General features: G+C 37.6%; 23 protein-coding genes, 1 pseudogene, 2 riboswitches and 1 other annotated feature. Of the genes and pseudogenes, 17 read left to right on the top strand and 7 right to left on the bottom strand.

Annotated features, from left to right (window positions below; translation table 11 throughout):
- Positions 1-29: 29 nt before the first annotated feature.
- Positions 30-158 carry a hypothetical protein gene (locus tag ML543_RS16950; protein WP_279326674.1) on the bottom strand — a complete coding sequence of 43 codons (129 nt, stop codon included), beginning with the start codon at positions 156-158 and terminating at the stop codon, positions 30-32.
- A 16-nt stretch (positions 159-174) separates the two neighbouring features.
- Positions 175-474 carry a hypothetical protein gene (locus tag ML543_RS13415; protein ID WP_243387956.1) on the bottom strand — a complete coding sequence of 100 codons (300 nt, stop codon included), beginning with the start codon at positions 472-474 and terminating at the stop codon, positions 175-177.
- 165 nt (positions 475-639) lie between these two features.
- Here ML543_RS13415 and ML543_RS13410 point away from each other — a divergent pair, with 165 nt between their 5' ends.
- From ML543_RS13410 to ML543_RS13380, 7 genes are all read left to right on the top strand, one after another.
- Complete coding sequence (locus ML543_RS13410) at positions 640-2,049, top strand: alanine/glycine:cation symporter family protein (RefSeq protein WP_243387955.1); 1,410 nt, start codon at positions 640-642, stop codon at positions 2,047-2,049.
- 138 nt (positions 2,050-2,187) lie between these two features.
- Positions 2,188-2,808 (top strand): ABC transporter ATP-binding protein, encoded by a 621-nt coding sequence (locus ML543_RS13405; protein ID WP_243387954.1) that lies wholly within the window; start codon positions 2,188-2,190, stop codon positions 2,806-2,808.
- Between the two features lie 8 nt (positions 2,809-2,816).
- Positions 2,817-3,605, top strand: a complete 789-nt coding sequence (locus ML543_RS13400) for an ABC transporter permease (protein WP_243387953.1) — start codon at positions 2,817-2,819, stop codon at positions 3,603-3,605.
- Positions 3,606-3,678: 73 nt separating this feature from the next.
- A complete protein-coding gene (locus ML543_RS13395; protein ID WP_243387952.1) occupies positions 3,679-5,094 on the top strand; it encodes a LysM peptidoglycan-binding domain-containing protein in 1,416 nt (471 codons plus the stop codon).
- A gap of 120 nt (positions 5,095-5,214) precedes the next feature.
- Complete coding sequence (locus ML543_RS13390; RefSeq protein WP_243387951.1) at positions 5,215-5,655, top strand: GNAT family N-acetyltransferase; 441 nt, start codon at positions 5,215-5,217, stop codon at positions 5,653-5,655.
- A 59-nt stretch (positions 5,656-5,714) separates the two neighbouring features.
- Positions 5,715-6,248 (top strand): dihydrofolate reductase family protein, encoded by a 534-nt coding sequence (locus ML543_RS13385; RefSeq protein ID WP_243387950.1) that lies wholly within the window; start codon positions 5,715-5,717, stop codon positions 6,246-6,248.
- Positions 6,249-6,380: 132 nt separating this feature from the next.
- On the top strand, positions 6,381-7,025 hold the full coding sequence (locus ML543_RS13380) for a lysozyme family protein (protein WP_279326678.1): 645 nt from the start codon (positions 6,381-6,383) through the stop codon (positions 7,023-7,025).
- Between the two features lie 363 nt (positions 7,026-7,388).
- Here the strand turns inward: ML543_RS13380 and ML543_RS13375 are convergent, their stop codons facing one another.
- A complete protein-coding gene (locus tag ML543_RS13375; RefSeq protein ID WP_243387948.1) occupies positions 7,389-8,945 on the bottom strand; it encodes a multicopper oxidase family protein in 1,557 nt (518 codons plus the stop codon).
- A gap of 99 nt (positions 8,946-9,044) precedes the next feature.
- Between ML543_RS13375 and ML543_RS13370 the strand changes: the two genes are divergently transcribed.
- The 3 genes from ML543_RS13370 to ML543_RS13360 all read left to right on the top strand — a co-directional run bounded on the left by ML543_RS13370 (position 9,045) and on the right by ML543_RS13360 (position 11,651).
- Positions 9,045-9,455, top strand: coding sequence for a DUF7878 domain-containing protein (locus tag ML543_RS13370; protein ID WP_243387947.1), 411 nt, complete (start codon positions 9,045-9,047; stop codon positions 9,453-9,455).
- Between the two features lie 112 nt (positions 9,456-9,567).
- Positions 9,568-9,807, top strand: a binding site (T-box leader).
- Between the two features lie 210 nt (positions 9,808-10,017).
- Entirely contained in the window at positions 10,018-11,286 is a 1,269-nt protein-coding gene (locus tag ML543_RS13365; RefSeq protein WP_243387946.1) for an MFS transporter, read from the top strand.
- 209 nt (positions 11,287-11,495) lie between these two features.
- On the top strand, positions 11,496-11,651 hold the full coding sequence (locus ML543_RS13360; RefSeq protein WP_243387945.1) for a hypothetical protein: 156 nt from the start codon (positions 11,496-11,498) through the stop codon (positions 11,649-11,651).
- A gap of 64 nt (positions 11,652-11,715) precedes the next feature.
- On the opposite strand, the gene ML543_RS13355 is transcribed toward ML543_RS13360, so the two are convergent.
- A complete protein-coding gene (locus tag ML543_RS13355) occupies positions 11,716-13,533 on the bottom strand; it encodes a sulfatase family protein (RefSeq protein ID WP_243387944.1) in 1,818 nt (605 codons plus the stop codon).
- A 247-nt stretch (positions 13,534-13,780) separates the two neighbouring features.
- On the opposite strand from ML543_RS13355, the gene ML543_RS13350 reads away from it, so the two are divergent.
- The 4 genes from ML543_RS13350 (at position 13,781) to ML543_RS13335 (ending at position 17,476) form a co-directional block, all read left to right on the top strand.
- Positions 13,781-14,131, top strand: a complete 351-nt coding sequence (locus ML543_RS13350; RefSeq protein WP_243387943.1) for a YunG family protein — start codon at positions 13,781-13,783, stop codon at positions 14,129-14,131.
- A gap of 191 nt (positions 14,132-14,322) precedes the next feature.
- Positions 14,323-14,877 (top strand): ECF-type riboflavin transporter substrate-binding protein, encoded by a 555-nt coding sequence (locus ML543_RS13345; protein WP_243387942.1) that lies wholly within the window; start codon positions 14,323-14,325, stop codon positions 14,875-14,877.
- A gap of 63 nt (positions 14,878-14,940) precedes the next feature.
- Positions 14,941-16,650 (top strand): ABC transporter ATP-binding protein, encoded by a 1,710-nt coding sequence (locus ML543_RS13340; protein WP_243387941.1) that lies wholly within the window; start codon positions 14,941-14,943, stop codon positions 16,648-16,650.
- On the top strand, positions 16,643-17,476 hold the full coding sequence (locus ML543_RS13335; RefSeq protein WP_243387940.1) for an energy-coupling factor transporter transmembrane component T family protein: 834 nt from the start codon (positions 16,643-16,645) through the stop codon (positions 17,474-17,476). The genes ML543_RS13340 and ML543_RS13335 overlap by 8 nt, the downstream gene beginning before the upstream one ends.
- A 29-nt stretch (positions 17,477-17,505) precedes the next feature.
- Here the strand turns inward: ML543_RS13335 and metE are convergent, their stop codons facing one another.
- The gene (metE, locus tag ML543_RS13330; RefSeq protein ID WP_243387939.1) at positions 17,506-19,803 is read right to left on the bottom strand and encodes a 5-methyltetrahydropteroyltriglutamate--homocysteine S-methyltransferase; all 2,298 of its coding nucleotides are present in this window, start codon (positions 19,801-19,803) and stop codon (positions 17,506-17,508) included.
- Between the two features lie 141 nt (positions 19,804-19,944).
- Positions 19,945-20,138: riboswitch (cobalamin riboswitch) on the bottom strand.
- Positions 20,139-20,220: 82 nt separating this feature from the next.
- A riboswitch (SAM riboswitch) is annotated at positions 20,221-20,330 on the bottom strand.
- A 382-nt stretch (positions 20,331-20,712) separates the two neighbouring features.
- Between metE and ML543_RS13325 the strand changes: the two genes are divergently transcribed.
- Both ML543_RS13325 and ML543_RS17200 read left to right on the top strand, forming a co-directional pair.
- Positions 20,713-20,889: a hypothetical protein gene (locus tag ML543_RS13325; protein WP_243387938.1), complete on the top strand. Its 177-nt coding sequence runs from the start codon at positions 20,713-20,715 to the stop codon at positions 20,887-20,889.
- A 277-nt stretch (positions 20,890-21,166) separates the two neighbouring features.
- Positions 21,167-21,277: pseudogene (locus tag ML543_RS17200) on the top strand (DUF4275 family protein); the annotation flags it as partial.
- Between the two features lie 226 nt (positions 21,278-21,503).
- On the opposite strand, the gene ML543_RS13320 reads toward ML543_RS17200, so the two are convergent.
- Positions 21,504-22,073 (bottom strand): LOG family protein, encoded by a 570-nt coding sequence (locus ML543_RS13320; RefSeq protein ID WP_243387937.1) that lies wholly within the window; start codon positions 22,071-22,073, stop codon positions 21,504-21,506.
- A 258-nt stretch (positions 22,074-22,331) separates the two neighbouring features.
- Between ML543_RS13320 and ML543_RS13315 the strand changes: the two genes are divergently transcribed.
- Positions 22,332-22,643, top strand: a complete 312-nt coding sequence (locus ML543_RS13315) for a hypothetical protein (protein ID WP_243387936.1) — start codon at positions 22,332-22,334, stop codon at positions 22,641-22,643.
- A gap of 37 nt (positions 22,644-22,680) precedes the next feature.
- Here ML543_RS13315 and ML543_RS13310 read toward each other — a convergent pair whose 3' ends face one another.
- Entirely contained in the window at positions 22,681-22,902 is a 222-nt protein-coding gene (locus ML543_RS13310) for a hypothetical protein (protein WP_243387935.1), read from the bottom strand.
- Positions 22,903-23,112: the final 210 nt, after the last annotated feature.

The raw sequence follows: 23,112 nt of genomic DNA, 5'->3' as shown, positions 1-23,112 counted from the left end.
GTCATATGAAGGCTTGTGGGTTAACTTTTTTATGAATGATGTTTAGAGTGGAAGTAGTCAAGAAACGCTTGTATGATTTCTACCCCTTGGTAAAAAAACAACGACATAGCCGTTAATGAAAAACATCCAATTATTAATAAACGAACCCAACCTAACATCGTTTCCCCTCCTTTTTTACATTCTGTTCGGAAGAGAAAGATCTTTCAAATAATTCGCCCCGAAAAACCTTTCAGTTAAGAATAGGCGCTTAACATAATAAGTTGAAATGAAGTGCGTAAATGGGTGGGGCAATTCAACATAATCCTTTAAGATTCCTGCTTTTTCATGACTAGAAAGAACGTCGTCCGTATCGTATGCATATGCCTCAATGCCTTCAAAAGCATCGCTTGTAATAGCTGTTAATTGAGAAGAAGCTGTTGTGACGAATATGGCAACGATAAGCGTAACAGAAAGCAAAAATTGCATGATCCGCATCGCCATCAACTCCCTTATATACGATTAATAGTATCAAAGATTTATAGATTATGCTACAGAAAAAAATGTGTAGAATTTTTCTTTAAATTTGTGATATAATGTTACCTGTTCGTGTTAAAAAACCTAACATAAGAAGAACTGACAGATGAAAAAGGGGGATCTTTCATGGAATGGTTAAGTGAAATCGTTGGAAAAGGTAATACCGTTCTTTGGAGCTATATCTTAATTTATATGCTCATTGGTCTCGGTATTCTTTTTACCATTCAAACGAAATTTGTCCAGTTTCGCCATTTAGGTGAAATGTTCCGATTAATTACGGAAAAGAGCAGTGGGAAAGGTGTTTCATCTGCCCAAGCATTTTTTGTAAGCGCTGCTTCCCGTGTCGGAACTGGAAATTTAGCAGGTGTTGCGTTAGCTATCGCGTTCGGTGGTCCTGGTGCTGTTTTCTGGATGTGGCTAATTGCGATGATTGGAATGGCTTCCAGCTTCGTTGAAAGTACACTTGCTCAAGTATATAAAGTAAAAGATGGTGACACATTCCGCGGTGGACCAGCATATTACATGGAAAAAGCACTTAATGCACGCTGGTTAGGAATTATTTTTGCAGTATTAATTACGTTATGTTTTGGTCTTATTTTTAATGCTGTACAAGCGAACACCATTTCAGCTGCATTTGAAGAAGCGTTTTCTGTGAATAAAACAATTATGGCTACGCTATTAGCCATCATTACAGCGATTATTATTTTTGGTGGAATCCATCGAATCGCGAAAGTGACGCAAATTATTGTGCCGGTCATGGCTGGAATTTATATTATCGTAGCACTTGTTGTTGTAATCATGAACATTACAGAGATTCCAGGTATTATTGCACTTATTTTTAAAAGTGCGTTCGGTTTAGAAGAAGTAGCTGGAGGAAGCGTTGGAGCTGCACTAATGTATGGAATTAAGCGTGGATTATTCTCGAATGAAGCGGGTATGGGTAGTGCGCCAAACGCAGCTGCAACAGCGAATGTATCGCATCCAGCAAAGCAAGGCTTCATTCAATCGTTAGGGGTATTCTTTGACACGATTATTATTTGTTCAGCAACAGCGTTCTTAATTTTATTATTTGATGTATCACCTGATCAAGAACTAGGTGGGATTCAATTAACACAAGCTGCACTTGCTTCCCATATCGGAAGCTGGGCGTCGATCTTTGTTGCGATTGCGATTTTCTTATTTGCTTTTAGCTCCATTATTGGAAACTATTATTACGGTGAAACGAATATTGAATTTATTCGTGAAAACAAAATGGCATTATTCGTTTATCGTTTAGCAGTCGTGGCAATGGTTGTTTTTGGATCTGTTTCAGGTATTCAAATCGTTTGGGATTTGGCAGACCTCTTTATGGGCTTAATGGCCGTAATCAACTTAATAGCGATTACTCTATTATCAAAAATTGCCGTTCAAGTGTTACGTGACTATGTATCTCAACGTAAAGCAGGAAAAGACCCTGTTTTCAACGCTTCATCGATTGAAGGCCTAACAAAAGCAGAAGCATGGGAACATACGTCCACTACTGAACAAAAAGGGTAATCCATTGGAGAGAGCGAATCAGGTTATGCTGGTTCGCTTTTTATGTATACGTAAAATCTTCGAAGAGAGTTTTCCTTTTCATACAAACTGGAAATTTGGTACATTGGATTTAGTAGTATTTGAAAATAGGAGGGGCGCATGTTCGTAATTAAAGAGTTAATCTATAAAGATATATTAAACATTGAGAAGTTGACCATTAATCGTGGTGAAGTAACGAGTATTGTCGGAGAAAGTGGTGCTGGCAAAACAACATTTTTAAAGCTTTTAAATCAAATGGAAACTCCGAATAGAGGGGAAATATTCTATCAGTCAAAGAATATTCAACTATGGAATCCGATTGAATGGCGGCGAACCGTTTCGATGCTAAGTCAACAACCGGTGATGATTGATGGAACCATTCGTGAAAATTTACAAATTGGACTGATGTGGCGGGATATGCCGCCTGTATCAGATAAACAGTTATCATATTATTTAAAAATAGCCCATTTAATTAAATCGTTGGATGAGGATGTCAACAATTTATCAGGTGGGGAAAAGCAACGATTAGCACTTGCCAGAATGCTGCTTTGTGACCCTGACGTCTATTTATTGGATGAACCAACGTCAGCGCTTGATGATCAGACTGAAGACTTAGTGATGAATGATTTATTAACTTATTTGAAAAAGCTAAATAAAACGGTCATTATGATCACTCATTCAACACAAATGGCGAAACGCTTCAGTGACCAAATTATTGAGTTGAAAAAGCAATCTTCCTAGGAGGGAACATGAAAGAGTCTATAATAGATATTCAATTGGTACGATTTATAGCAGCCTATCTATTTATAATTCTGCTCCTTTTTCTTATTCGTGTGCGAGGAATAAAGCGGGAGAAACGAATTTTCATCGCTTCCATTCGAATGACACTTCAGCTTGTTCTTGTAGGGTACATACTTTCATACATATTTGAAAATCCGAATCCAATAACGACACTTGTTATAATTTTGATTATGGAGGCATTTGCAATCTATAATGTGTATAAGCAAATTCAGCTAAAGGGCTATTTACAGTTACAACGTGTCATAGCAGTCGCAATGTTACTAGGCACGTTATTTACCTTGTTTTACTTTAATTTTGTCGTCGTACAATTCAATCCGTGGTATGATCCACGCTATTTTATTCCGATTGCTGGGATGATTATAGGAAATACAATGACTGGTGTATCGTTAGGAATCAAATCCTTGCTAGAAGGATTTCGACAAGAGCGGTTCCTTATCGAAGGAGCACTAATGTTAGGAGCGAAGCCTGAAGTAGCGGTAAAATCAATAGTAAACGATAGCTTTGATTCGGCGATTTTGCCTACTATCAATAGCATGGTCGGAATGGGTATTATTTTTTTACCTGGAATGATGACGGGTCAAATACTATCTGGGACAAGTCCCTTAATCGCCATTGAATACCAAATCGTAGTCTTGCTTGGAATCGCAGGAAGTGTCGGTATTTCCGTTTTTATTGCACTTCATTATGGTGTGCGGACGTTTTTTAATGAAAAGAGCCAACTCCGTATAGATGCATAAATGAATATTGAAGCCACATTCAGCATAAAGTGAATCAGTTATGATAGTTCCTGTAATTGAAGGAGGGGACAGCTTGCGTATATATGTGGTTCAGTCCGGTGACACACTATGGCAAATTTCACAAGTGTATGGAGTTCCTTGGAATCAAATCGCCCAAGCAAACGGCCTAACCGATCCAAATACATTAGTAGTTGGACAATCACTCGTCATTCCACCATCCGCATCCATCCATATAGTTCGTGCAGGTGAAACGTTATGGTCAATTGCTCAACATTACGGTGTGACGATAGAATCCTTAATCTTGAGTAATCAAATTACGAACCCTTCTGTCATATATGTCGGCCAACAATTAAAGCTCCCAACTGACTTTCATACCGTACAACAAGGCGATTCTTTGTGGGCTATTTCCAATCAATATGGTGTTTCAGTTCAGCTAATTGCCTATGCCAACCGAATTCAAAATCCATCATTGATTTACCCAGGTCAACGTCTCATTATCCCAGGGAAACAAAAAGTAAAGATAGAAGTCAACGCATACAGTACGTTTTTAAATGAAAGTGGTCAACAAACCGTTAAAGAAATCGGTCAGTACTTAACGTATATAACTCCTTTTAGCTACCAATTACAACAGGACGGAACAGTACGTTCATTACAGGATGATGCGTTTTTACGAGTGTCGAAAGAAAAAGGGGTCGCACCATTAATGGTGTTAACAAACTTTGAAGAGGGAGAATTTAGTTCTGAATTAGCACATACGGTATTAAACTCCGCAAATTTACAAGTGAAATTAATAAATAATATGTTGCAAATTCTTTCTCAAAAAGGATACCGTGGATTAAATATCGATTTTGAGTATTTATATCCATCAGACAAAGAAGCGTATAATCAATTTTTAAGAAACGTCGTTAATCGACTTCGACCGCTTGGATATTCCGTCTCAACAGCTATCGCACCGAAATATTCCCGGAATCAAAAAGGATTATTATATGAGGCCCATGATTATCGGGCCCATGGAGAAATTGTTGACTTTGTAGTCATCATGACATATGAATGGGGCTGGTCAGGTGGGCCACCAATGGCCGTTGCACCACTAAGCGAAGTGAAGAAAGTCATTCAATACGCTTTAACCGAAATGCCCAAGGAAAAAATCATGATGGGAATGCCGCTATACGGTTATGATTGGACTTTACCATATGTGGAAGGTGGAAAATGGGCTAAAACGTTAAGCCCTCAGCAAGCAGTGGAACGCGCCGCTCAAAATGGAGTTGCAATTCAATTTGATGAAAAAGCACAATCTCCTTATTATGAGTACACAGACAGAGATGGTAAGAAACATATCGTCTGGTTTGAAGACGCCCGCAGTGTCAAAGCGAAATATAATCTTGTAGAAGAGTTGGGATTACGAGGTGTTAGCTATTGGGTCCTAGGGAATCCGTTTCCTCAAAACTGGCTTGTTCTTCATGACCAATTTAACATACAAAAATTTTGAAGCTCCCCTCTATAAAGGGAAGTTTTTTATATTGAAAAATATGGAATAAATGGTAGGGTGGAGAAAAAGGCATTTTGCGAATATTGGGTATGTAGCATTTTGATGGAAGGGAGTACTAAAATGATATCTATTAAAGAACTAAAATCGAACGAAGAACGTCAACTTGCGTATCCAGTTATGAATCAATTAAGAGCGCATCTGCATGAAGAGGAATATTTGAATCTCGTAATTGAAGCAGCCGAAAAAGAAGGGTATCGTCAGTTCGGGTTGTTTGAAGGAGATGAAATTGTTGCAGTTATCGGTTTTCAACCGATGATAACATTATATTATGGAAAATATCTATGGGTATGTGACCTTGTCACGGATTCGAAAAGAAGATCGCAAGGATATGGGGAAATATTATTATCGCATATACACGAATTGGCGATTGCTGACGGGTATGAGAAAATTGCGCTTTCTTCAGGGTTAAAGCGAACGGAAGCGCATCGCTTTTATGAAGAGAAAATGCATTATGAAAAAGTAAGCTATGTGTTTAAAGTGGATGTGAATTCGGCGACTTGATTTTCTAATTCGATTCCGATAAGATGATTTTTCTTATTTTATTAGAAGGAGACGTTTGGATGAAAAATAGAAAAGTAAGTCTATACATCGCGATGAGTCTTGATGGGTATATTGCAACTGAGGATGATTCTCTCGACTGGCTATTTAAGACGAAAGTAGATGGAGATGCGGGTTATGAGGCATTTTACAAACCGGTTGATACAGTTGTAATGGGAAATCGTACATATGAATGGATATTAAATGAAATGAAAGGGACATTTCCGTATGAAAACAAAAAGTGCTTTGTGTTTACCTCAAAAGAGAAGCAACATTCTCCATATGTTCAGTTCGTTCATGAAGATGTAAAAACCTTCACGAGGAGGTTAAAAGAGGAGAATGGTGGAACGATTTGGCTTGTTGGTGGAGGAGGGATTATCCACTCTTTCTTACAAAATAATCTCATAGATGAATACATTATCACAATAGCACCAGTACTTATCGGAAAAGGGATTCCGCTATTCCAACCGTTTGATCAAGAAATCGATTTAGAGTTGAAAGAAGTACGTCAATACGCTCAATTTGCCCAACTCATTTATGCACGAAAAAGTAGTTAAAGGGAGTTGAACTCCCTTTTCATTTTGCCAAAAACTTCACAATAAAGTGAAACCATTCGTAAAAAAAGACGGTCTTATTTATAGAGAGATTGATTTTGTGAAGGGGTTTTTCGTGTGAAAAAGAAAGTAGGGATGGTTTCTTTATTCGTCTTTAGTCTTTTAATAGTCTTTCTCATATACGAAAGGTATGAAAATCAACAAGTTTTTCAACGAACCAATCAAGTCGAGGAAAAACTATTAAAATATGAGAATGTGGTAAACAATGAATTAGCATCTTACCAATTAACAGAGTTGAAACCTGTCATTTTAGCTATTATTTTGCAAGAAAGTAATGCACTCGGTGAAGATGTGATGCAGTCTTCCGAGTCGGCTGGATATAAACGGAATGCAATAAATACTCCTGATGAAAGTATTCGTCAAGGAGTGAAACATTTTGCCAACATGTACAAGTACGGTTCGCAACAACAAGTTGATATGGAGACGGTTATCCAAAGCTATAATATGGGTCCTGGTTATATTGATTTTATTGCTCAAAACGGAAAGAAACATTCTGAAGAGTTAGCGAAACAATATTCCGACTTAAAAGTACAACAAAACCCAGAACTTTATAATTGCGGTGGAGATTCAACGAACTTTCGTTACCCATATTGCTACGGTGATTTTACCTATGCAGAAAAGGTCAAGGATAATTTAACTGTTGTCATTGATCTTCTTAGAAATCAGGGTGAATCAATTGTTTTAGAGGACCTTAACTTGATCACTCGGCAAATAGACTAAAAGTAAGTTCACTAAAAACATGTAAGGCTTTACTTTCTCAATTGAAAATATGTACCTATGAACTGTTGATCATTGGAATGAGAAAACGGCGTTGCAACAGTTTCAAGTATGGGGGCCAATGGGCGTGCAATTCACCTTCGAACTGTAGAATAAATGGTGCCAGTTGTTGTCCCGCTTTCAATCTTAATACATAAAGAAAGAACCTATCGAATCCAATCAGAGTGAAATAATTGTAAAAAAAGAAACAAGAAATGACATTTTTATTAACTGCAAAAACAAATGCTAGGTCATTGATCAAAATATTGATCAAGGGGATTCTTGTGTGCAATTTATAGAAATTAATGTGTTTCTTCAAAATACGAGTCATTCCTTGTTTGGTATGATTTTGTATGGACGCATCATTTCGTAATCTTCGTGTTCGAGAATGTGGCAATGCCATACAAATAATCCTGAATAAGGTCCAAATGGAACGATGATTCGGGTTATTTCACCAGGGTTTGCTCGAACGGTGTCCTTCCACCCTTTCTCATTTAAGTCGGGTTCCTTTCTTACACCCGTTAACACAATTTTTCCTTCTTTTTCGTATCTATCTCGGTCAAAAGGTTGTCGATCCAAAAGTTGGAATTTTACTAAATGGAGATGAATGGGATGTGTTGCCTTGGACACGTTAATGAGGCTCCAAACCTCCATGCTCCATAGATTTGGAGCTTCTGTAATCGGATCGGACCATAACCGATTGTTTAATAGATGAATGGACCGACCATAAGTATCAGGTTTCATGTTTAAAAGAAGCTTCCGATTTTGAATGGAAGACGATTCCTCTAATTTTGGAATGCTCGCTAAAACGGGAGGGATATACGTTTGGTCCATTCCTTTTCGTTTTTGATTCACTATAAATTTCATGACAACTCCTTCGGTGGAAGGGTCTGGCTTTTCCCCTTGTGGAAAAGGAGAAGGGGCATTATTTAACAATATCAATTCTTCCATTTTCAATTGGGTAAAATCTAAGATGACGTCAGCTCTTTCGGCAGGTGCTAAAGTTAACTCGTGTACAAGCACTGGTGAAGGTAGTAACCCTTGGTCTGTACCGATTTGAATAAACGGTAAGCCATTGGACAAAGAAAGGCGATAAAAGCGAGCGTTTGCCCCATTTAATAGACGTAATCTATACTTTCGAGGTTCAACTTCGAAATAGGGCCAAACTTTCCCATTTACGAGGTTCATATTACCGAAAAAGTCTGGAATTACAGACGGGTTTACTGTCTCGATAGGAGGAGTTGGCTGAGAAGGATAATACAATGAGCCGTCTTCGTTTACACTTCGATCTTGGAGTAATAATGGTACGTCATATTCTCCTTTAGGAAGAGGGAGGGAATATTCCGTTACATCATGAATGAGATAAAAGCCTGCTAGACCTGCGTATATGTTTAATCGCGTAATCCCCATAGCATGGTCATGATACCAAAGGGTCGATGCTTGTTGAATATTTGGATATTCATATACTTTTTGGCGAAAATAAGGGCCAACTTCATTGAAATGGTGAGTAAACCAGGCTTCTGGATATCCATCGCTTTCCTCTTTTGTGACTCCTCCATGAAGATGAACGACTGTTCGAACTTCTGGTTGAGATGGTTCTGCTCCATGAACCGTTTTGTCAATCGGAAGAAAATGTTTTGTTGGAAGATCGTTTCTCCATAGTACGTGAATCGGCTGATGCTGCCAAACGTGAATAGTTGGACCAGGGAATCGTCCCCCGTAGCCCCAAATTTTCGTTTCCGGTAAATCACGATGAAGTTTTTGGAACTTTTCTTTCATTGAAATAGTGTAAAAGGGAATTCCGTTTTGTGTACCAAGAGGTTTGGCAATTGGAATACGAGGTAACGGGTCAACAAATTTCGTTAATAGACCACTATCAAGCATTAAGAACTCCCCCATAAACAACAGATTTTTATCAGTTTATAAGTAGAGGCTTGGGATTATGACTTATAAAATCTTGTAATACAAAGGTAGGGAAATAAATTGTCAATAGAATTTATATTCCAATTATTAAAGAATTGTGACGTTCGACGGAGTTGGCTTAATCGGTTTGACGGTTCAATGTTTGTTCGTATACAAGGCGAACTTGAAATTCGAGTAAATGGTGATTGCTACTTTTACGAACCATCCATTGCTTTGGTGGAACTTGCTTATCAACTCAAAAGGTGGAATAAAGAAGATGGTTTTCAATACGATTCAATTGAACTTCATGACGGACCGATAATGTCGTTCACGAAAATTGGTGACAACCGTTGGGAAATTTCTTCTATTTGGAGTGAAGGTACCGTGTTGGTTGATTCTAATGAGCTATTTCATGCAGTGGATGTCTTTTTATCAGCCTTAGATCGAGAATTATATCATAAATACTGTTTCCGCATTAATTTTGTGCGATAAAGCGGGAATAACAAAGATTGCATGATGAAGTCAAAGGTGTGCAAGAGAGATAAAAAATAGAAGATACGCTATCTTTACACATCAAATTGATAATGTTAATATTTAGAAAATGTTAAATGCGATGAAGGGAAGAGTAAATCAATCCATTCTTTTTTAGAGAGCTCCTGATGGTGGGAATGGGGTAAGGAAGATTGATTGAAGCAAGGCTTGGAGCAACACTTCGGATCGGTTAACGTGATGTTGTGGCGGTACACTCCCGTTACAGAGTGAGGGTAGCTTTTTACCTATTGAGGTTCATATGGTGACGTATGAGCAAATTGGGGTGGCACCGTGATTGGAACTCACCCCCAAGATGTTTTCTTGGGGGTGAGTTTTTTTATTGTTACAGAAAGTTTACGTTCAATAAAGTGTTTTCTTTACAGTTTTTTTGGTGTCTAGCTCCAAGCGCCATCAGCTCGGGTCGCTTCGGCCCAGCTGTGGCGACGGAAGCCTCCTCGCAGGTCCTCCAGCGCCCTTCGCCTAAGGACTTGCGCTTTGCGCTTTTCTTATTGGAGCTTAATTCATGATGAAAGAGAAGGGAGAGTATATAATGAGGGGATGGCACTCAATCATTTTGTTAGTATCCATTGGTATTTCGAACATAGGAGACTGGGTTTATTTAATATCTTTGAATCTCATCGTGTTAAATGAAACGGATTCGCCGTTTGCGGTGGCAGTCCTATATATGTTAAAGCCATTTGCAGCGCTTATTACGAACAGCTGGGCAGGTAGTGTTATAGATCGAATGAATAAACGGCGCTTAATGATAGGTATTGATTTTTTACGAGCCTTTTTGTTATTTATAATTCCAATTCTTCCATCCATATTTTCGATGTATGCAATTGTATTCATAATAAATATTGCAAGTTCTACCTTTCGCCCTGCATCCATGTCATACTTTAGTTTATTTGTTCAACATAAAAATCGAACTCGTTTCAATGCATGGCGGAGTTTTGTAGAATCTGGAGGTTTTGTTATAGGTCCAGCGATTGCCGGAATGTTTTTTATAGTCGGGAATGAAATGACTGCGATAACGTTTAACGGCTTTATGTTATTGATTTCTGCAATTCTGTTGCTTTTTCTTCCTGATGTCGATCAACATATTCTATCTTCAGGTGAAGGAAACAAACTTACCTTGAAAACCGTTCAAAGTGATTGGCGCCTCGTCTTTCGTTTTAGCAAAAGTCATTCTTATATCATAATAACGTATGTCTTATTTTCGAGCCTACTGGTGATGGCTACCGCTATTGATTCATTGGAAGCGGCATTTGCCAAACAAGTTGTTGAATTAACCGATAGTCAGTATGCATTGCTCGTTAGCATAGCTGGCGGAGGATACGCTTTTGGATCCATTATCGTTGCATTATGTGGGAAAAAAGTGACTGGAGTTAGCTTGTTAGGGAAAGGTTCTGTTTTTGTTTCTATAGGGTATTTAATTTATGCTTTTTCTACAACGTTTGCGCAAGCGGCAACAGGGTTTGTTATTCTGTCATTATCACTTGCTCTAGCAAATACTGGCTTTTATTCCTTTTATCAAACGAACATCCCGCAAAATATTGTAGGCCGCATCGTAAGTATGTACGAAGTAGTTGGAGCCTTTTCTATTATTTGTATCACCTTTTTCGTTGGTATTGCAGCTCAACTGTTACCGTTACAAGTTGTAGTGATTGCTTCTTCATGTATCTTGTTAGTCCTTACAATTCATTTAATGCTTCATGTTGAACGAAATAAAAAGCAGTTAATGAAGAATTTTGAGCAATCGAAAGAGGAGCTGTCACTTTATTTATCGTGACAGCATTTAAACTTATAATTTTCTGTCGGCTTTAGATGTCTTCGGTTTTGGACGACTTCGAGTTGTTGGGTTCGTTTCATTCGCATGTTCGACGGCTTGTTCTAATTTTTTCTTCAAGCGATTACCTCCTTTAAAAACATTCGAACATATTTTATGGAATTTAAACGAAAAATACTCCTATCGGCGATGGGAAAAAGGAGGGAGCATAATTGAAGAAGGACCTTGATGATTTTGAAAACGAACTAAAAACGGCTAGTATTGTAGGGGCGAAAGAAGATCTTATTCATGTATCACCAGAAGATCACGGGTATGATTTACGTCTTTCCGAGCCAGCCTATATTGGGGAAAAGCAACAGAAGGATTAAAGCATTATATAACCGTCATAATTCCATTGGGGAGAAAATACTCTCCCCAAATCTTTGTAAAGGATTAAACTCCGTCACATGAACACGAAGGCATTCCTGGTACAGAACCACTAGAAGGAGCTAGCCGTTTTTGTTTGCATTGTTCTTCTAATGCAGACATCAACATTTGCTCTATTGCTTTTATTTTTGGGGTTTGATATTTGAGACTCGCTAAGTTTCGTTCCTCCAGCGGGTCTTCTGTTAAATTGTATAGCTCAAATTCATCTGGAACTGGGGAAGTTTTAATATTTGTTATACATAATGAACAAGATTTATCATCTGACAAATCTTTTACGCAAGCTTCATCAACTACTTTATCTTCACATCCTGGATTACTCCAAAACTGTGGGTTATCAAAATAGCGGGTGAATTTCCACGTTTGTAATGTGTCATTTTTCCCTGTTGGCAATTTCGTTAATATCGCTTCCGTATGGTTTGGTTGTATGACAGATTCGTAAGGTTTCCCAGACACTGTGTATTGATTTAAACCTCTTGTGAAATCGTCGTCGCTCATAAAGTATAGTGGCTCGTTTGCACGGAAAAACTGATTTTTCCCCCTTAATAAAGGAGATAAATCTCTTCCTACCAAAGGATGCACTTCATTGTGATTTGCTTTTAACTTCTCTTGAATACCGTTCGCATCAATGTTGGCAAGTCCTAATAAGGTTGGAAGAATATCAACGTGTGAGGTCAGCATGTCTGTGCTTTCATAGGAAGAAAAAAGTTTTTTGCTATGGAATATACAAGGAACATGAATTGATTCTTCGTACGTGTTATACCATTTTTGAAATAACCCGCCATGTGCCCCTAACAATTCCCCATGGTCGGATAAAAAGACAATAATGGTATCATCGTAAAAAGAGGAGTGTTTCAGCGCTTTTATAACTTTTTGCATTTGTTCATCTACCTCTTTTTGAAGCGAATAGTAAAGCCTTCGGTAATGTTCGGTGTCAACGAGTGGCTGAAGGGCTTCCTGATAAACATGCTTATAACTTTTTTGAGCTGAAGGTTTAGTCTCAAGCGATTCATGTGCCGTAGGAGCTGGTGGAATAGAAGGAACGGATGGATCAACTGTAAAATTATATAATGGACTGATTTCTGAAAATGCCCCAAATAATGCGATGTCATGTGGATTGACAAAGGAACACATAATAAACCATGGGGAAGAATCTTTCGTTTTGTCTTTCTTTTCTAAAGTTTGAATGAGTTCAATCGTTTCTGCTGCATAAATTTCATCACGTCCACTTAGACCGATTGAAGCGGAAGAGCCTGAATTCCGTGGTGCTGAGCCATGAGGTTCTGGACCCACCCATCCGGAAAATCCATACGAATCTAAGCGGTTTGCATTTAAATAAACATCCACCTTTTCTTTGTCAGGTACTCCTGTCGCTGTATAGCTTGTATAGGCATCTTTCGTACCAGGAATCAGAATGTCTTCATCGGATGCATGCCATTTTCCTTTCCAATACGTTTCATATCCTGCTTCTCTAAAATAATCGCCCATAGTTGGAACGGTATTAGGATCTAACCAAAACATATCAGGGTCAAACGGTCCTTTCGCAGCACCAGACGTTTGTGTAACGCCATGAAGGGAAGGGTATTGTCCTGTATATAAGGTTGCTCTACTAGGTGAACAAGCCGTACTGCCAGCATAATGATTTTTCAATTCGAACCCGTTCTTTTTTAACCACTCCTGAGCCTTCAAGTTTTCTCTTCGCCATTTTTTCACATCTTCTGATTCATAAACAGAAGGGTATCTTTCTTGATCAACCATTAAAATTAATATGTTTGGCCGCTTTTTCATTTTGTCTTTTTCTTTATCTTTATTTTCATGCTCTTTCATGAAGTTCATCTCCCATCGAAAAAATGCTTCGTACCATTTTTATGAAGGAAATAGAAAATAAATGATAAGTTGCTTTTTTGTATCGTGAAAAAACTTTACATAATAAAATTATGGTTAATTTAATGATTAGTATTTGAATAATAAAGATCAAAGAAAAAGAAAGGAATTTGAGTTTTAAGAGAGAATTACTTCGGTTGTTCACATTATTTGAACGTTTTTTAATTTTAAAAAAGGGAGAAATTATTATATGAGTGCAAAGGATATAGAAAAGTTAAGCTCAATTTTACTAAAGTCTTGGTCCGAAAAATCAAGTACAAAATGGACAATTGATAACCCATATCGAGGGCAGTGTGGAGTAACTTCGCTAGTAGTACAGGATCTATTAGGAGGGAGAATCTTAAAAACCAAATTATCAGAAGGATGGCATTTCTATAACGAAATAAACGGAACCCGTTATGATTTTACATCATGTCAATTTACTTCAAAAATCAATTATCTAGATTTATCGGCAACAAGGGAGGAAGCCTTTGAAGATACAAATGAGGAGCAATATTTATACTTGAAAGGAACTGTAACGAAATTGTGGGATTTGAAGTAGTTTTATTGAAATAAAGTCTTTTTGAACTTAATATCCATACAATTATCGATGAAGAAAGGTCTTTAATCAATTTTTCTGTTTTAAACCATTCAAAAGTTAAAAATTTCGATTCGCAAAGTAGTTGACATCAGTTATAATAGGATTTGCGCAATTTTTCATTAGTATTTTTGGAGAGAAAGTGAGTGTTTTGTATGATGAAACAATTATTATCGGTTCGTACGATTGTTGCGATCGGAATTGGGGCCGCAGTCTTTGTAATTTTAGGTAGATTCTCATCGATTCCGACTGGTATACCTAATACAAATATTGAAGTCACGTATGCATTTTTAGCACTTATGGCCGTAATCTTTGGGCCGCTTGCTGGTGGCTTCATTGGATTGATTGGCCATGCGTTGAAAGATCTTATTTTTTATGGTTCAATATGGTGGAGCTGGGTTATTGTTAGTATGTTAGTTGGATTTTTATTCGGTCTCGTTTCGAAAAAGATCGACATCGAGTCTGGAGAGTTTACAAAGAAAAAAATTGCTAGTTTTAATGTTGTACAAGTAGTTGCTCAAGCTTTCGGTTGGTTCGTTGTAGCACCGACACTAGACATCTGGATTTATGCTGAGCCAGCTAATAAAGTGTTCATCCAAGGGATGAGCGTTGGATTATCCAATATTGTCGTTGTCGGTATTTTAGGAACAATTCTTCTATCTTTATATGCTCGTACTCGTACGAAAAAAGGCAGCTTAGATATGGAGTAATGACTCTCCCACAACATACGTTACAACAACCGAGATAGCATCACGATTTGTAGGAGAATAAGAATGAAAAATGCAGTAATTGAATTTGAACATTTTAGTTTTCAATACCATAGTCAAAAGAAACCGACATTAAAGAATATAAACTTAAAAATTTTTGAAGGCGAAAAAGTATTGATTGTAGGTCCTTCAGGTTCAGGAAAAAGCACCATTGGTCATTGTATCAATGGGCTTATTCCGTTTTCTCATAAAGGTGAAATCAACGGAAGTTTACGCATTATGGGGAAGGAAACACGTGAGTTAGATTTATTTACGATATCGAAAAAAGTGGGCACCGTGTTGCAAGATCCCGATGGACAATTTATTGGGCTTTCTGTTGGGGAGGATATTGCCTTCGCACTTGAAAATGATTGCGTGCCAAATAAGGAAATGAGCGACACAGTGAAAGAAGTTGCCAAAATGGTGGAAATGGATGACTTCTTAAATGCATCGGTTCAACAGTTATCAGGAGGACAAAAGCAACGCGTAGCGATGGCAGGCGTGATGGTTGACGATGTTGATATTCTCCTTTTTGATGAGCCGTTAGCGAGCTTAGATCCTGCGACAGGTAAACATGCGATCCACTTAATCGATAAAATTCAAAAAGAAACCAATACAACCGTGGTGATTATAGAACATCGTTTAGAGGACGTCTTATATCGTCATGTTGACCGCATTATCGTTATTGATAAGGGGGAAGTGGTTGCTGATTTGGACCCGAATGAATTGTTGTCCACGGCTATTTTGGAAAGCGTGAATATTCGAGAACCCCTTTACACGAAAGCTGTTAAATATGCGGGTGGAAACATTACGAAAGAATCCGAGCCGGCTAACTTTTCAAGATTCCAAGTTGACCGATTTCGCGAATCATTAAAAAAATGGTTTCAAGAAACGCCGGAAAAAGAAGTAATCGAAAAAAATGAACCTTTATTAGAAGTTCAAAACGTATCTTTTGGATACACGCCGAAGAAACAAACCATCCATAACGTTTCCTTTACTATACATAAAGGGGAAATGGTTAGTATCGTAGGGAAGAACGGAGCAGGAAAGTCGACCATATCCAAACTCATTTGTGGGTTTGAAAAACCTTCCTCTGGTCATATTTATTATGACGGGAACGAGATAACGAATGAAACGATTAAAGACCGATCTATGAAAATTGGAATGGTTTTACAAAATCCGAACCACATGATTTCAAAACATATGATTTTCGATGAAGTTGCGCTCGGCTTAGTGGCCCGAGGTTTACCACAAGATGAAATCAAGGACCGCGTAGAAGAGGCGTTGAAAGTTTGTGGTTTATATCCATTTCGAAATTGGCCAATTTCCGCGTTAAGCTATGGGCAAAAGAAACGAGTGACAATCGCGTCGATTTTAGCTTTACAACCTGAAGTCATCATTTTAGATGAACCGACAGCGGGGCAAGATTTTTATCATTACACGGAAATTATGGAATTCTTAGTGGAGTTAAATAAAAAAGGCTATACCATTATCATGATTACCCATGATATGCACTTAATGCTTGAGTATACAGACCGCGTCATTGTGATTACTGACGGAAAGAAATTAGCGGACGATATAAATGTTCGTGTTCTAGCAAATCCTGACGTGTTAAAGCAAGCGAATTTAAAGGAAACATCGCTCTATACGTTAGCAGAAAAAACCGGCATCTCTGATCCTGTTCAATTTGTGGAACGATTTATCGCATTTGATCGGGAGGTGAGAGCAAATGGCTAATGAGATGTTAGCGTATATTGATCGCCGCTCACCCATTCATCAATTAACAGGAGCGACGAAATTAATTTGTTTTTTATTGTGGTCTTCCATAGCAATGCTTACGTATGATACTCGCATCTTATTGCTATTATTTGTTGCAAGCATTGTTATTTTTTACGTATCTAAAATCAAATTAAAAGATATTGCTTTCGTATTATTGTTCATTTTAATTTTTTTAGTGATTAACAATCTTGCTATCTATTTATTTTCACCTCAAGAAGGGGTAAAAATATATGGGACGAGCCATGTGTTACTTGATATGTATGGACGGTATAACTTTACGGCAGAGCAATTGTTTTACCAATTAAATATTACTTTAAAATATTTAACGGTCATTCCAGCTGCGTTGTTGTTTATCGTAACGACTCACCCGAGCGAGTTCGCATCGTCATTGAATCGTTTAGGTGTAAGTTATCGAATTGCTTACGCTGTCTCGTTAGCATTACGATATATACCAGATGTGCAACGAGATTTCCGTAATATTGCGAAGGCACAACAAGCACGTGGGTTAGATATGTCAAAAAACGAGAAGCTGTTGAAACGAATTAAAAATGCTTCTGCGATTTTAGCACCGCTCATTCTATCAAGTCTCGAAAAAATTGATACAATTAGTAGTGCGATGGAGTTGCGAGGTTTTGGGAAAAAGAAAAAACGAACGTGGTACAATGCACGTTCGTTCGAAAAGAAAGATTACTTAGCCATCTCTATACTCGTTGTTTTCTTTATTATTAGTTTATGGGTAACGTTTCAAGATGGAAGTCGCTTTTATAATCCGTTTTCTTCTTAAAAGACTCTTTTTTAAAGGGTCTTTTTCTTTTATTGCTCATTATGGACGACGAATCGACTGCGCATCTTTTTAGCTGCTTTTACCATTACTTTTAGTGCTTCAATCGTTTCGTCAATCCCTCTAGTTTTTAATCCGCAATCTGGATTAACCCAAATGAGCTCTTTTGGAAGGACATGAACCGCCCGTTCAATACTTTGAGTCATCTCATTGATTTTAGGGACTCGTGGACTATGAATATCGTAAACACCTAAGCCAATTTCATTTTCATACGTACATTGCTCAAACGAGGTGATGAGTTCTCCATGACTTCGAGACGATTCAATCGATATGACATCGGCATCGAGGTTTTGAATAGCTTCGATGATATCCTCGAAATTTGAATAGCACATATGGGTATGAATTTGCGTGTCATTTTCAACTGAAGTAGTGGCTATTTTGAATGCATAGACGGCTGCGTTTAGATACGATTCCCAATCTTCTTTTTTTAAAGGTAATCCTTCACGTAAGGCAGGTTCGTCTACTTGTATCATACGTATTCCATTTTGTTCTAACGTTTTCACTTCCTTTTGAAGGGCTAGTGCAATTTGATTTGCTACAGAATGTCGTGGGAGATCATGGCGTACGAAAGACCAATTTAAAATCGTAATAGGTCCAGTGAGCATTCCTTTGACTGGTTTATTGGTTAAGGATTGAGCATAGGTGGTTTCTTTCACCGTCATCGGTGTTTGGAAATAAACGTCACCATAAATGATAGGCGGTTTTACACAACGAGATCCGTAAGATTGTACCCAACCTGCTTTTGTCACTTCAAAGCCACCAAGTTTTTCTCCGAAGAACTCAACCATATCTGTGCGCTCAAATTCCCCATGTACGAAAACATCTAAACCAATTTCTTCTTGAATTTTGATCCAGTCGTTAATTTTGTTTTTAATAAATTGACTATAATCTTCTTGTGAGATTTCACCTTTTCGCCACTTTGCCCGTTGCAATCTGACATCGCTTGTTTGCGGGAAGCTACCGATTGTCGTAGTTGGAAAAAGAGGCAGTTGGAAAGTTTGTTGTTGAACATTTTGCCGCTCACGAAAAGGTGCTTTCCGTTCAACTGAAATGGATTCGATGTAGGCCATTTCTTGACTCACGTTCGTATTTTGACGAGCAGAAGATTCATTAAACAATTTTAGGATTTTCTTATTTTTAGAGATTTCTTTTTTAATGACCTCTTTTCCAAATTGTATCCCTTTCGTTAGCAGAACAAGTTCCTGTAATTTTTCATCTGCAAAAGATAAAGCTTCTTTTAATGAATCGTTCATAAAAGTCTCACTCTTTACTGTAACAGGGACATGAAGTAAGCTACATGATGGTTGAACGATCAGGTTTTCGTTTGATATATGAGAGGTTAATTCATCAAGTAAGTTCACGGTTTGCTCTAAGTCCATTCGCCAAATATTTCGACCATCAATAACACCAGCTGCTAGAATCTTTTCTGGAGGAAAACCGTATTTTTGAATAGCTTTTAAATTTTCCCCTTGGTCGTTAACAAAATCTAACCCAATCGCTTGAACAGGTAGGGATACGACGGATTGATAGTGCTCTACTCGTTCAAAATACGTTTGGAGTAGAAGGTTTAAATTCGGTGCACTTTGATGAAATTCCTCGTATACATCATGAAATAGAGCTATTTCATCTTCCGTTATATCGGTCACTAAAACCGGTTCATCCAATTGAACCCATTGAACGCCGGCTGCTTCTAATTCGGATAAAATTTGAGCATATAACGGAACAAATTGCTTAACAATTGAATTGAAATCTCTATATTCATATCCTTTTGATAATTTAACAAATGAAATCGGTCCTAATAAGACGGGTTTCCCATCTATTTGTAAGTGATTTTGCACCTGCTTATATAACCGAAGAGGGCGGTTTTCTACTAAAGTCGGGATTACATCATTCAATTCAGGTACAATATAGTGATAATTTGTGTTAAACCACTTCGTCATTTCACATGCTACTGCGTCTTTTGAACCACGTGCCATTTGAAAATACGTATCGAGCGTCTGTTGTTCATGAGATGAATGAAACCGCTTTGGCACTAGGCCGAACATAAAAGCGGTATCTAGGACGTGGTCATAAAAGGTAAAATCACCAATAGGTACTAGATCGATGCCTGCGTCTTTTTGTTTTTTCACATGTTGTAGATGAAGTTCGTCCATTTTAGATAAAAACGTTTCTTGATCAAGCTCCCCTCGCCAATAACTTTCAAGAAACGCTTTCCATTCGCGATTTTCTCCAATTCTTGGATAACCTACATTTGAACTAAGAACATTCATTCGTCACATCTCCTTTTTGTATTTTATCTCAACAAAAAACTCCTCCCCACGTAGGGAAGGAGTTAAAAGGCATCACTAACTAGAGTTGAGATTAACGTTTCTCAACATATTTTCCTCACTCCTCTCTATATCCGCGTAGAGCATAAGTGCATACAGCAGGCAGGTCTCCTGACTTAGGATCAATGCTTCTTATCCCTTCCCATCTCCTAAAGAAACAGTGGCTTTTGATAAGTCGCTCCCCATCACAGTGGCGGGACCGTGTCGGAATTTCACCGAGCTTCCCTTTTAAACTTTGTACAGAATTCACACAAAGCACCTGTTGCATTTCTATTTTGTTTTCTGATTTTGTACGTAATGTTGGTTATCAGTCTTATAAAAAAACCTCTCTTATAAAAGAGAGGGGCGCTTGAAAGTCCTCTCTTATTTGTCAAAGCGCTTGCTTTGCAGGATTTAGCACCTTTTCAATCGAAAGACTGAATGGTTGCCGGGCTTCACAGGGCCAGTCCCTCCACCGCTCGTAATAAGAGTTTTAAAGTAAATTTTTTGAATTTAATAGACATCTTAGCATGTTCCCAAAAGAGTGTCAAAAGGATTTTTAAAAATATTAAAAATTGTGGATAAAAATGTAAAATTGTTCTATCGTAAATAAAGTTTTTTCCAAATAATATAATTATGTCTCCAAAGTACGTATGAGGAGGAAACGATAAATTTAAAATTACTTTTTGAAGAAATACATTCACTTCAGTATGTTGTCACATGACCTGAAGTATCCGTATTTAGAGCGCAGATGAATCGCAAACAGGTGGCAGTTAAAATTCATAAGCAGGAATATTCTTTCATCGAGAGATAAAAAGCTTGAAGCTTCTTTAGTCAAAAGGTGTAAGGGTACCAAAAGTTTTATATGAAGCGATGGTTGATGAAGGATTTGTCATAATTGAAGAATGGATGAACGCTAAACCGGTAGAACCTTTATTTTTAAGCTTTCAAAATCAAAAACAATCGTTTCTCATGAAGAAAATCGGTGAATTGTTAGCGGAACTTCAGTTTTCATTAACGAACTATGACTTGAAAGAAACTGATTTTTGACACAGACATTATGTGTATATTAGGGCTATTGAAGAATTTTCTTGGAAAAGTAGTCTTGACAGTAAAGTGAAAAAATGGATTGGTAGGATTCTGATGAAGATGTTCAAAGAAATATAGAACGGAATATCTTAACCGTAAAAAAGAAGATTAAAATGCTGGAAGAACCTCCGTTTATCAGGAAATAGTATGTAATTTATAACACGTTTAAAGAAAAAGAGTGTAAAGGTAAGAGAAATCTATAGTTGGGGAAGTCCGCTATAAATAGGAGCGCCATTTCGCTGGAACGCTATCTCAAGAGGAAAAAGAAGCTGTAAATTTGGATCAATTTTTATGGCATATCTTTAGTTATGAAAAGGTTATATGCTTTGAACGAGACAGGGCTCGGTAAGCATTCAATCAGCAAGATAAAAGTGAATGTGTAGTATTTTTTGTTCTAATGAAGCTTTCTTCTTTGAAAACGTCTCAGAAATTCAGGCAGCTGATTTCTAATGGACAGACAGTTTTTATCAAAACGAAAAGGATGTTCATTGGACGTATGTGCTAACGCATGAGCAATATTGTGGACTTTACTTTTTTTGAAAAGTGAATATGACAGACTGAGTAGATTTGACTACTCAGTTTGTCTGTTTTGATAAAAGATGTGATTCATATTGTTCAAACCGATTAAGCAATTTGGAGGGGTCTTCTTCTATAATCGCCAGCCCTCTATATTGTTCGTGTAAAAATTGTTCTTTTTCCATATGGCTGAAAAAGTGAATAAGTGGGTCATAGTAATGGTTCATATTAAAAAGTCCGCATGGCTTATGATGCTTGCCTAGCTGAGCTAAGGTAAAGATTTCAAAAAATTCTTCGAGTGTTCCAGGGCCACCAGGTAAAGCGATAAACCCATCAGCAAGTTCTGCCATTTTTGCTTTACGTTCATGCATGGTTTCGACGATGATCAGTTCTGATAAATGAGGGTGAGCAATTTCTTTTTCGACTAAGAAAGTAGGCATGACACCAATTACGTTGCCTCCTGCTTGAATGACCGAGTCGGCAATCGCACCCATTAATCCGACTTTTGCTCCTCCGTACACGAGAGTTATATTTCGATTTGCTAATTCTTTTCCTAGCGCAATTGCTCCGTTTACATACACTTCAGATGCACCGTTTTTCGAGCCGCAAAATATCGCTATTCGCTTCATGTATCCTTCCTCCAAAGCTGAATTTTCCGTTATGATTGTAGCATGAAATTGTGTGTCCGAATAGGAACATAGCCAGAAAATATGGTAAGATAAATTTGTATATAATTGGTAATGGCGGGGTGAAAAACCGTTCCCGAAGCTTTTTTTAATAAAAAGGGGGAGATAAATTGATTACTTGGATTGTATTAATATTAGGAGCTTTAGGGATGATTGCTTACGGATATTGGGGGTATCAAAGTCAAGGAAAAGACGATTAAAATGATGAAGAATGGAGAAAGAAAACAAAGCGGAACATCTATGAATATGTTTTCACTGATACTGGCTATCGGTTGTCCTTTTCTAGTATTTCTCGTCCCGCAAAATAATGTTCTGTCAAATTTAACAGGCCTACATCACCTTGAAGTCGTTCTATACTTAACAATTATTATTTTTTTTATGGGGATGTTTAGTTTTAAAGAGGCAACCAATTGGAAATCCATGACTAGAAGTGTTTTCACGATTGTGATTACATTCACCATGATTTTCTATCTATGTTTCGTATTGTTTATTGGTGAGATGATGGAACGGTAAAAAGGACAAGAAAAAAACGTCTTGTCCTTTTTTGCAATTATGTAGTCAATTTTTCCTTTGAATCTTTAAAGCGCATTTGATCGAGTTCTAGCCTCAATTTTTCTGTCTCCAGTAAATAGTTCTCATTTTTAAGGCGCTCCAACTCTAGTTGGTCTTTTAACATCTCTTTTTGAATCTTCGTTTGCTTTTGGAAATGGTCCGTTAAGATGGCAACTAATGGGATGGAAAATATCATAACAACTGAAACCAGTCCGACCATTTTATCCTCCTCATCATTTTTTCTAAATTATACCGAAAAATGAGAGTAGAAAGAAGTGAGATGCTAGAAGGAAATGGGAGGATTTTGTCGAAATTCTGTTAATTGCTCATGAAAAAGAGGATATTAGATTAGGAATTAGGAAAATGGAATGTTATTAAAGAATCTCCCTTCATGTCAGAAAGAACGTTATTGTTTTAAAAAAGGAGCCAT

This window comes from Bacillus kexueae, from assembly GCF_022809095.1.
GTDB classification, from domain to species: domain Bacteria; phylum Bacillota; class Bacilli; order Bacillales; family Aeribacillaceae; genus Bacillus_BZ; species Bacillus_BZ kexueae.
Note: the sequence above shows the minus strand (reverse complement) of the source record. Positions and strands in the feature narration are given on the sequence as shown.

Bases quoted from the DNA above. Each gene is read 5' to 3' on its own strand.
- ML543_RS16950 (WP_279326674.1), bottom strand. From the start codon at position 158: ATGTTAGGTTGGGTTCGTTTATTAATAATTGGATGTTTTTCATTAACG.
- ML543_RS13415 (WP_243387956.1), bottom strand. From the start codon at position 474: ATGCGGATCATGCAATTTTTGCTTTCTGTTACGCTTATCGTTGCCATA.
- ML543_RS13410 (WP_243387955.1), top strand. From the start codon at position 640: ATGGAATGGTTAAGTGAAATCGTTGGAAAAGGTAATACCGTTCTTTGG.
- ML543_RS13405 (WP_243387954.1), top strand. From the start codon at position 2,188: ATGTTCGTAATTAAAGAGTTAATCTATAAAGATATATTAAACATTGAG.
- ML543_RS13400 (WP_243387953.1), top strand. From the start codon at position 2,817: ATGAAAGAGTCTATAATAGATATTCAATTGGTACGATTTATAGCAGCC.
- ML543_RS13390 (WP_243387951.1), top strand. From the start codon at position 5,215: ATGATATCTATTAAAGAACTAAAATCGAACGAAGAACGTCAACTTGCG.
- ML543_RS13385 (WP_243387950.1), top strand. From the start codon at position 5,715: ATGAAAAATAGAAAAGTAAGTCTATACATCGCGATGAGTCTTGATGGG.
- ML543_RS13380 (WP_279326678.1), top strand. From the start codon at position 6,381: ATGGTTTCTTTATTCGTCTTTAGTCTTTTAATAGTCTTTCTCATATAC.
- ML543_RS13375 (WP_243387948.1), bottom strand. From the start codon at position 8,945: ATGCTTGATAGTGGTCTATTAACGAAATTTGTTGACCCGTTACCTCGT.
- ML543_RS13365 (WP_243387946.1), top strand. From the start codon at position 10,018: ATGATGAAAGAGAAGGGAGAGTATATAATGAGGGGATGGCACTCAATC.
- ML543_RS13355 (WP_243387944.1), bottom strand. From the start codon at position 13,533: ATGAAAGAGCATGAAAATAAAGATAAAGAAAAAGACAAAATGAAAAAG.
- ML543_RS13350 (WP_243387943.1), top strand. From the start codon at position 13,781: ATGAGTGCAAAGGATATAGAAAAGTTAAGCTCAATTTTACTAAAGTCT.
- ML543_RS13345 (WP_243387942.1), top strand. From the start codon at position 14,323: ATGATGAAACAATTATTATCGGTTCGTACGATTGTTGCGATCGGAATT.
- ML543_RS13340 (WP_243387941.1), top strand. From the start codon at position 14,941: ATGAAAAATGCAGTAATTGAATTTGAACATTTTAGTTTTCAATACCAT.
- ML543_RS13335 (WP_243387940.1), top strand. From the start codon at position 16,643: ATGGCTAATGAGATGTTAGCGTATATTGATCGCCGCTCACCCATTCAT.
- metE (WP_243387939.1), bottom strand. From the start codon at position 19,803: ATGAATGTTCTTAGTTCAAATGTAGGTTATCCAAGAATTGGAGAAAAT.
- ML543_RS13325 (WP_243387938.1), top strand. From the start codon at position 20,713: ATGGTTGATGAAGGATTTGTCATAATTGAAGAATGGATGAACGCTAAA.
- ML543_RS13320 (WP_243387937.1), bottom strand. From the start codon at position 22,073: ATGAAGCGAATAGCGATATTTTGCGGCTCGAAAAACGGTGCATCTGAA.
- ML543_RS13315 (WP_243387936.1), top strand. From the start codon at position 22,332: ATGATGAAGAATGGAGAAAGAAAACAAAGCGGAACATCTATGAATATG.
- ML543_RS13310 (WP_243387935.1), bottom strand. From the start codon at position 22,902: ATGGTCGGACTGGTTTCAGTTGTTATGATATTTTCCATCCCATTAGTT.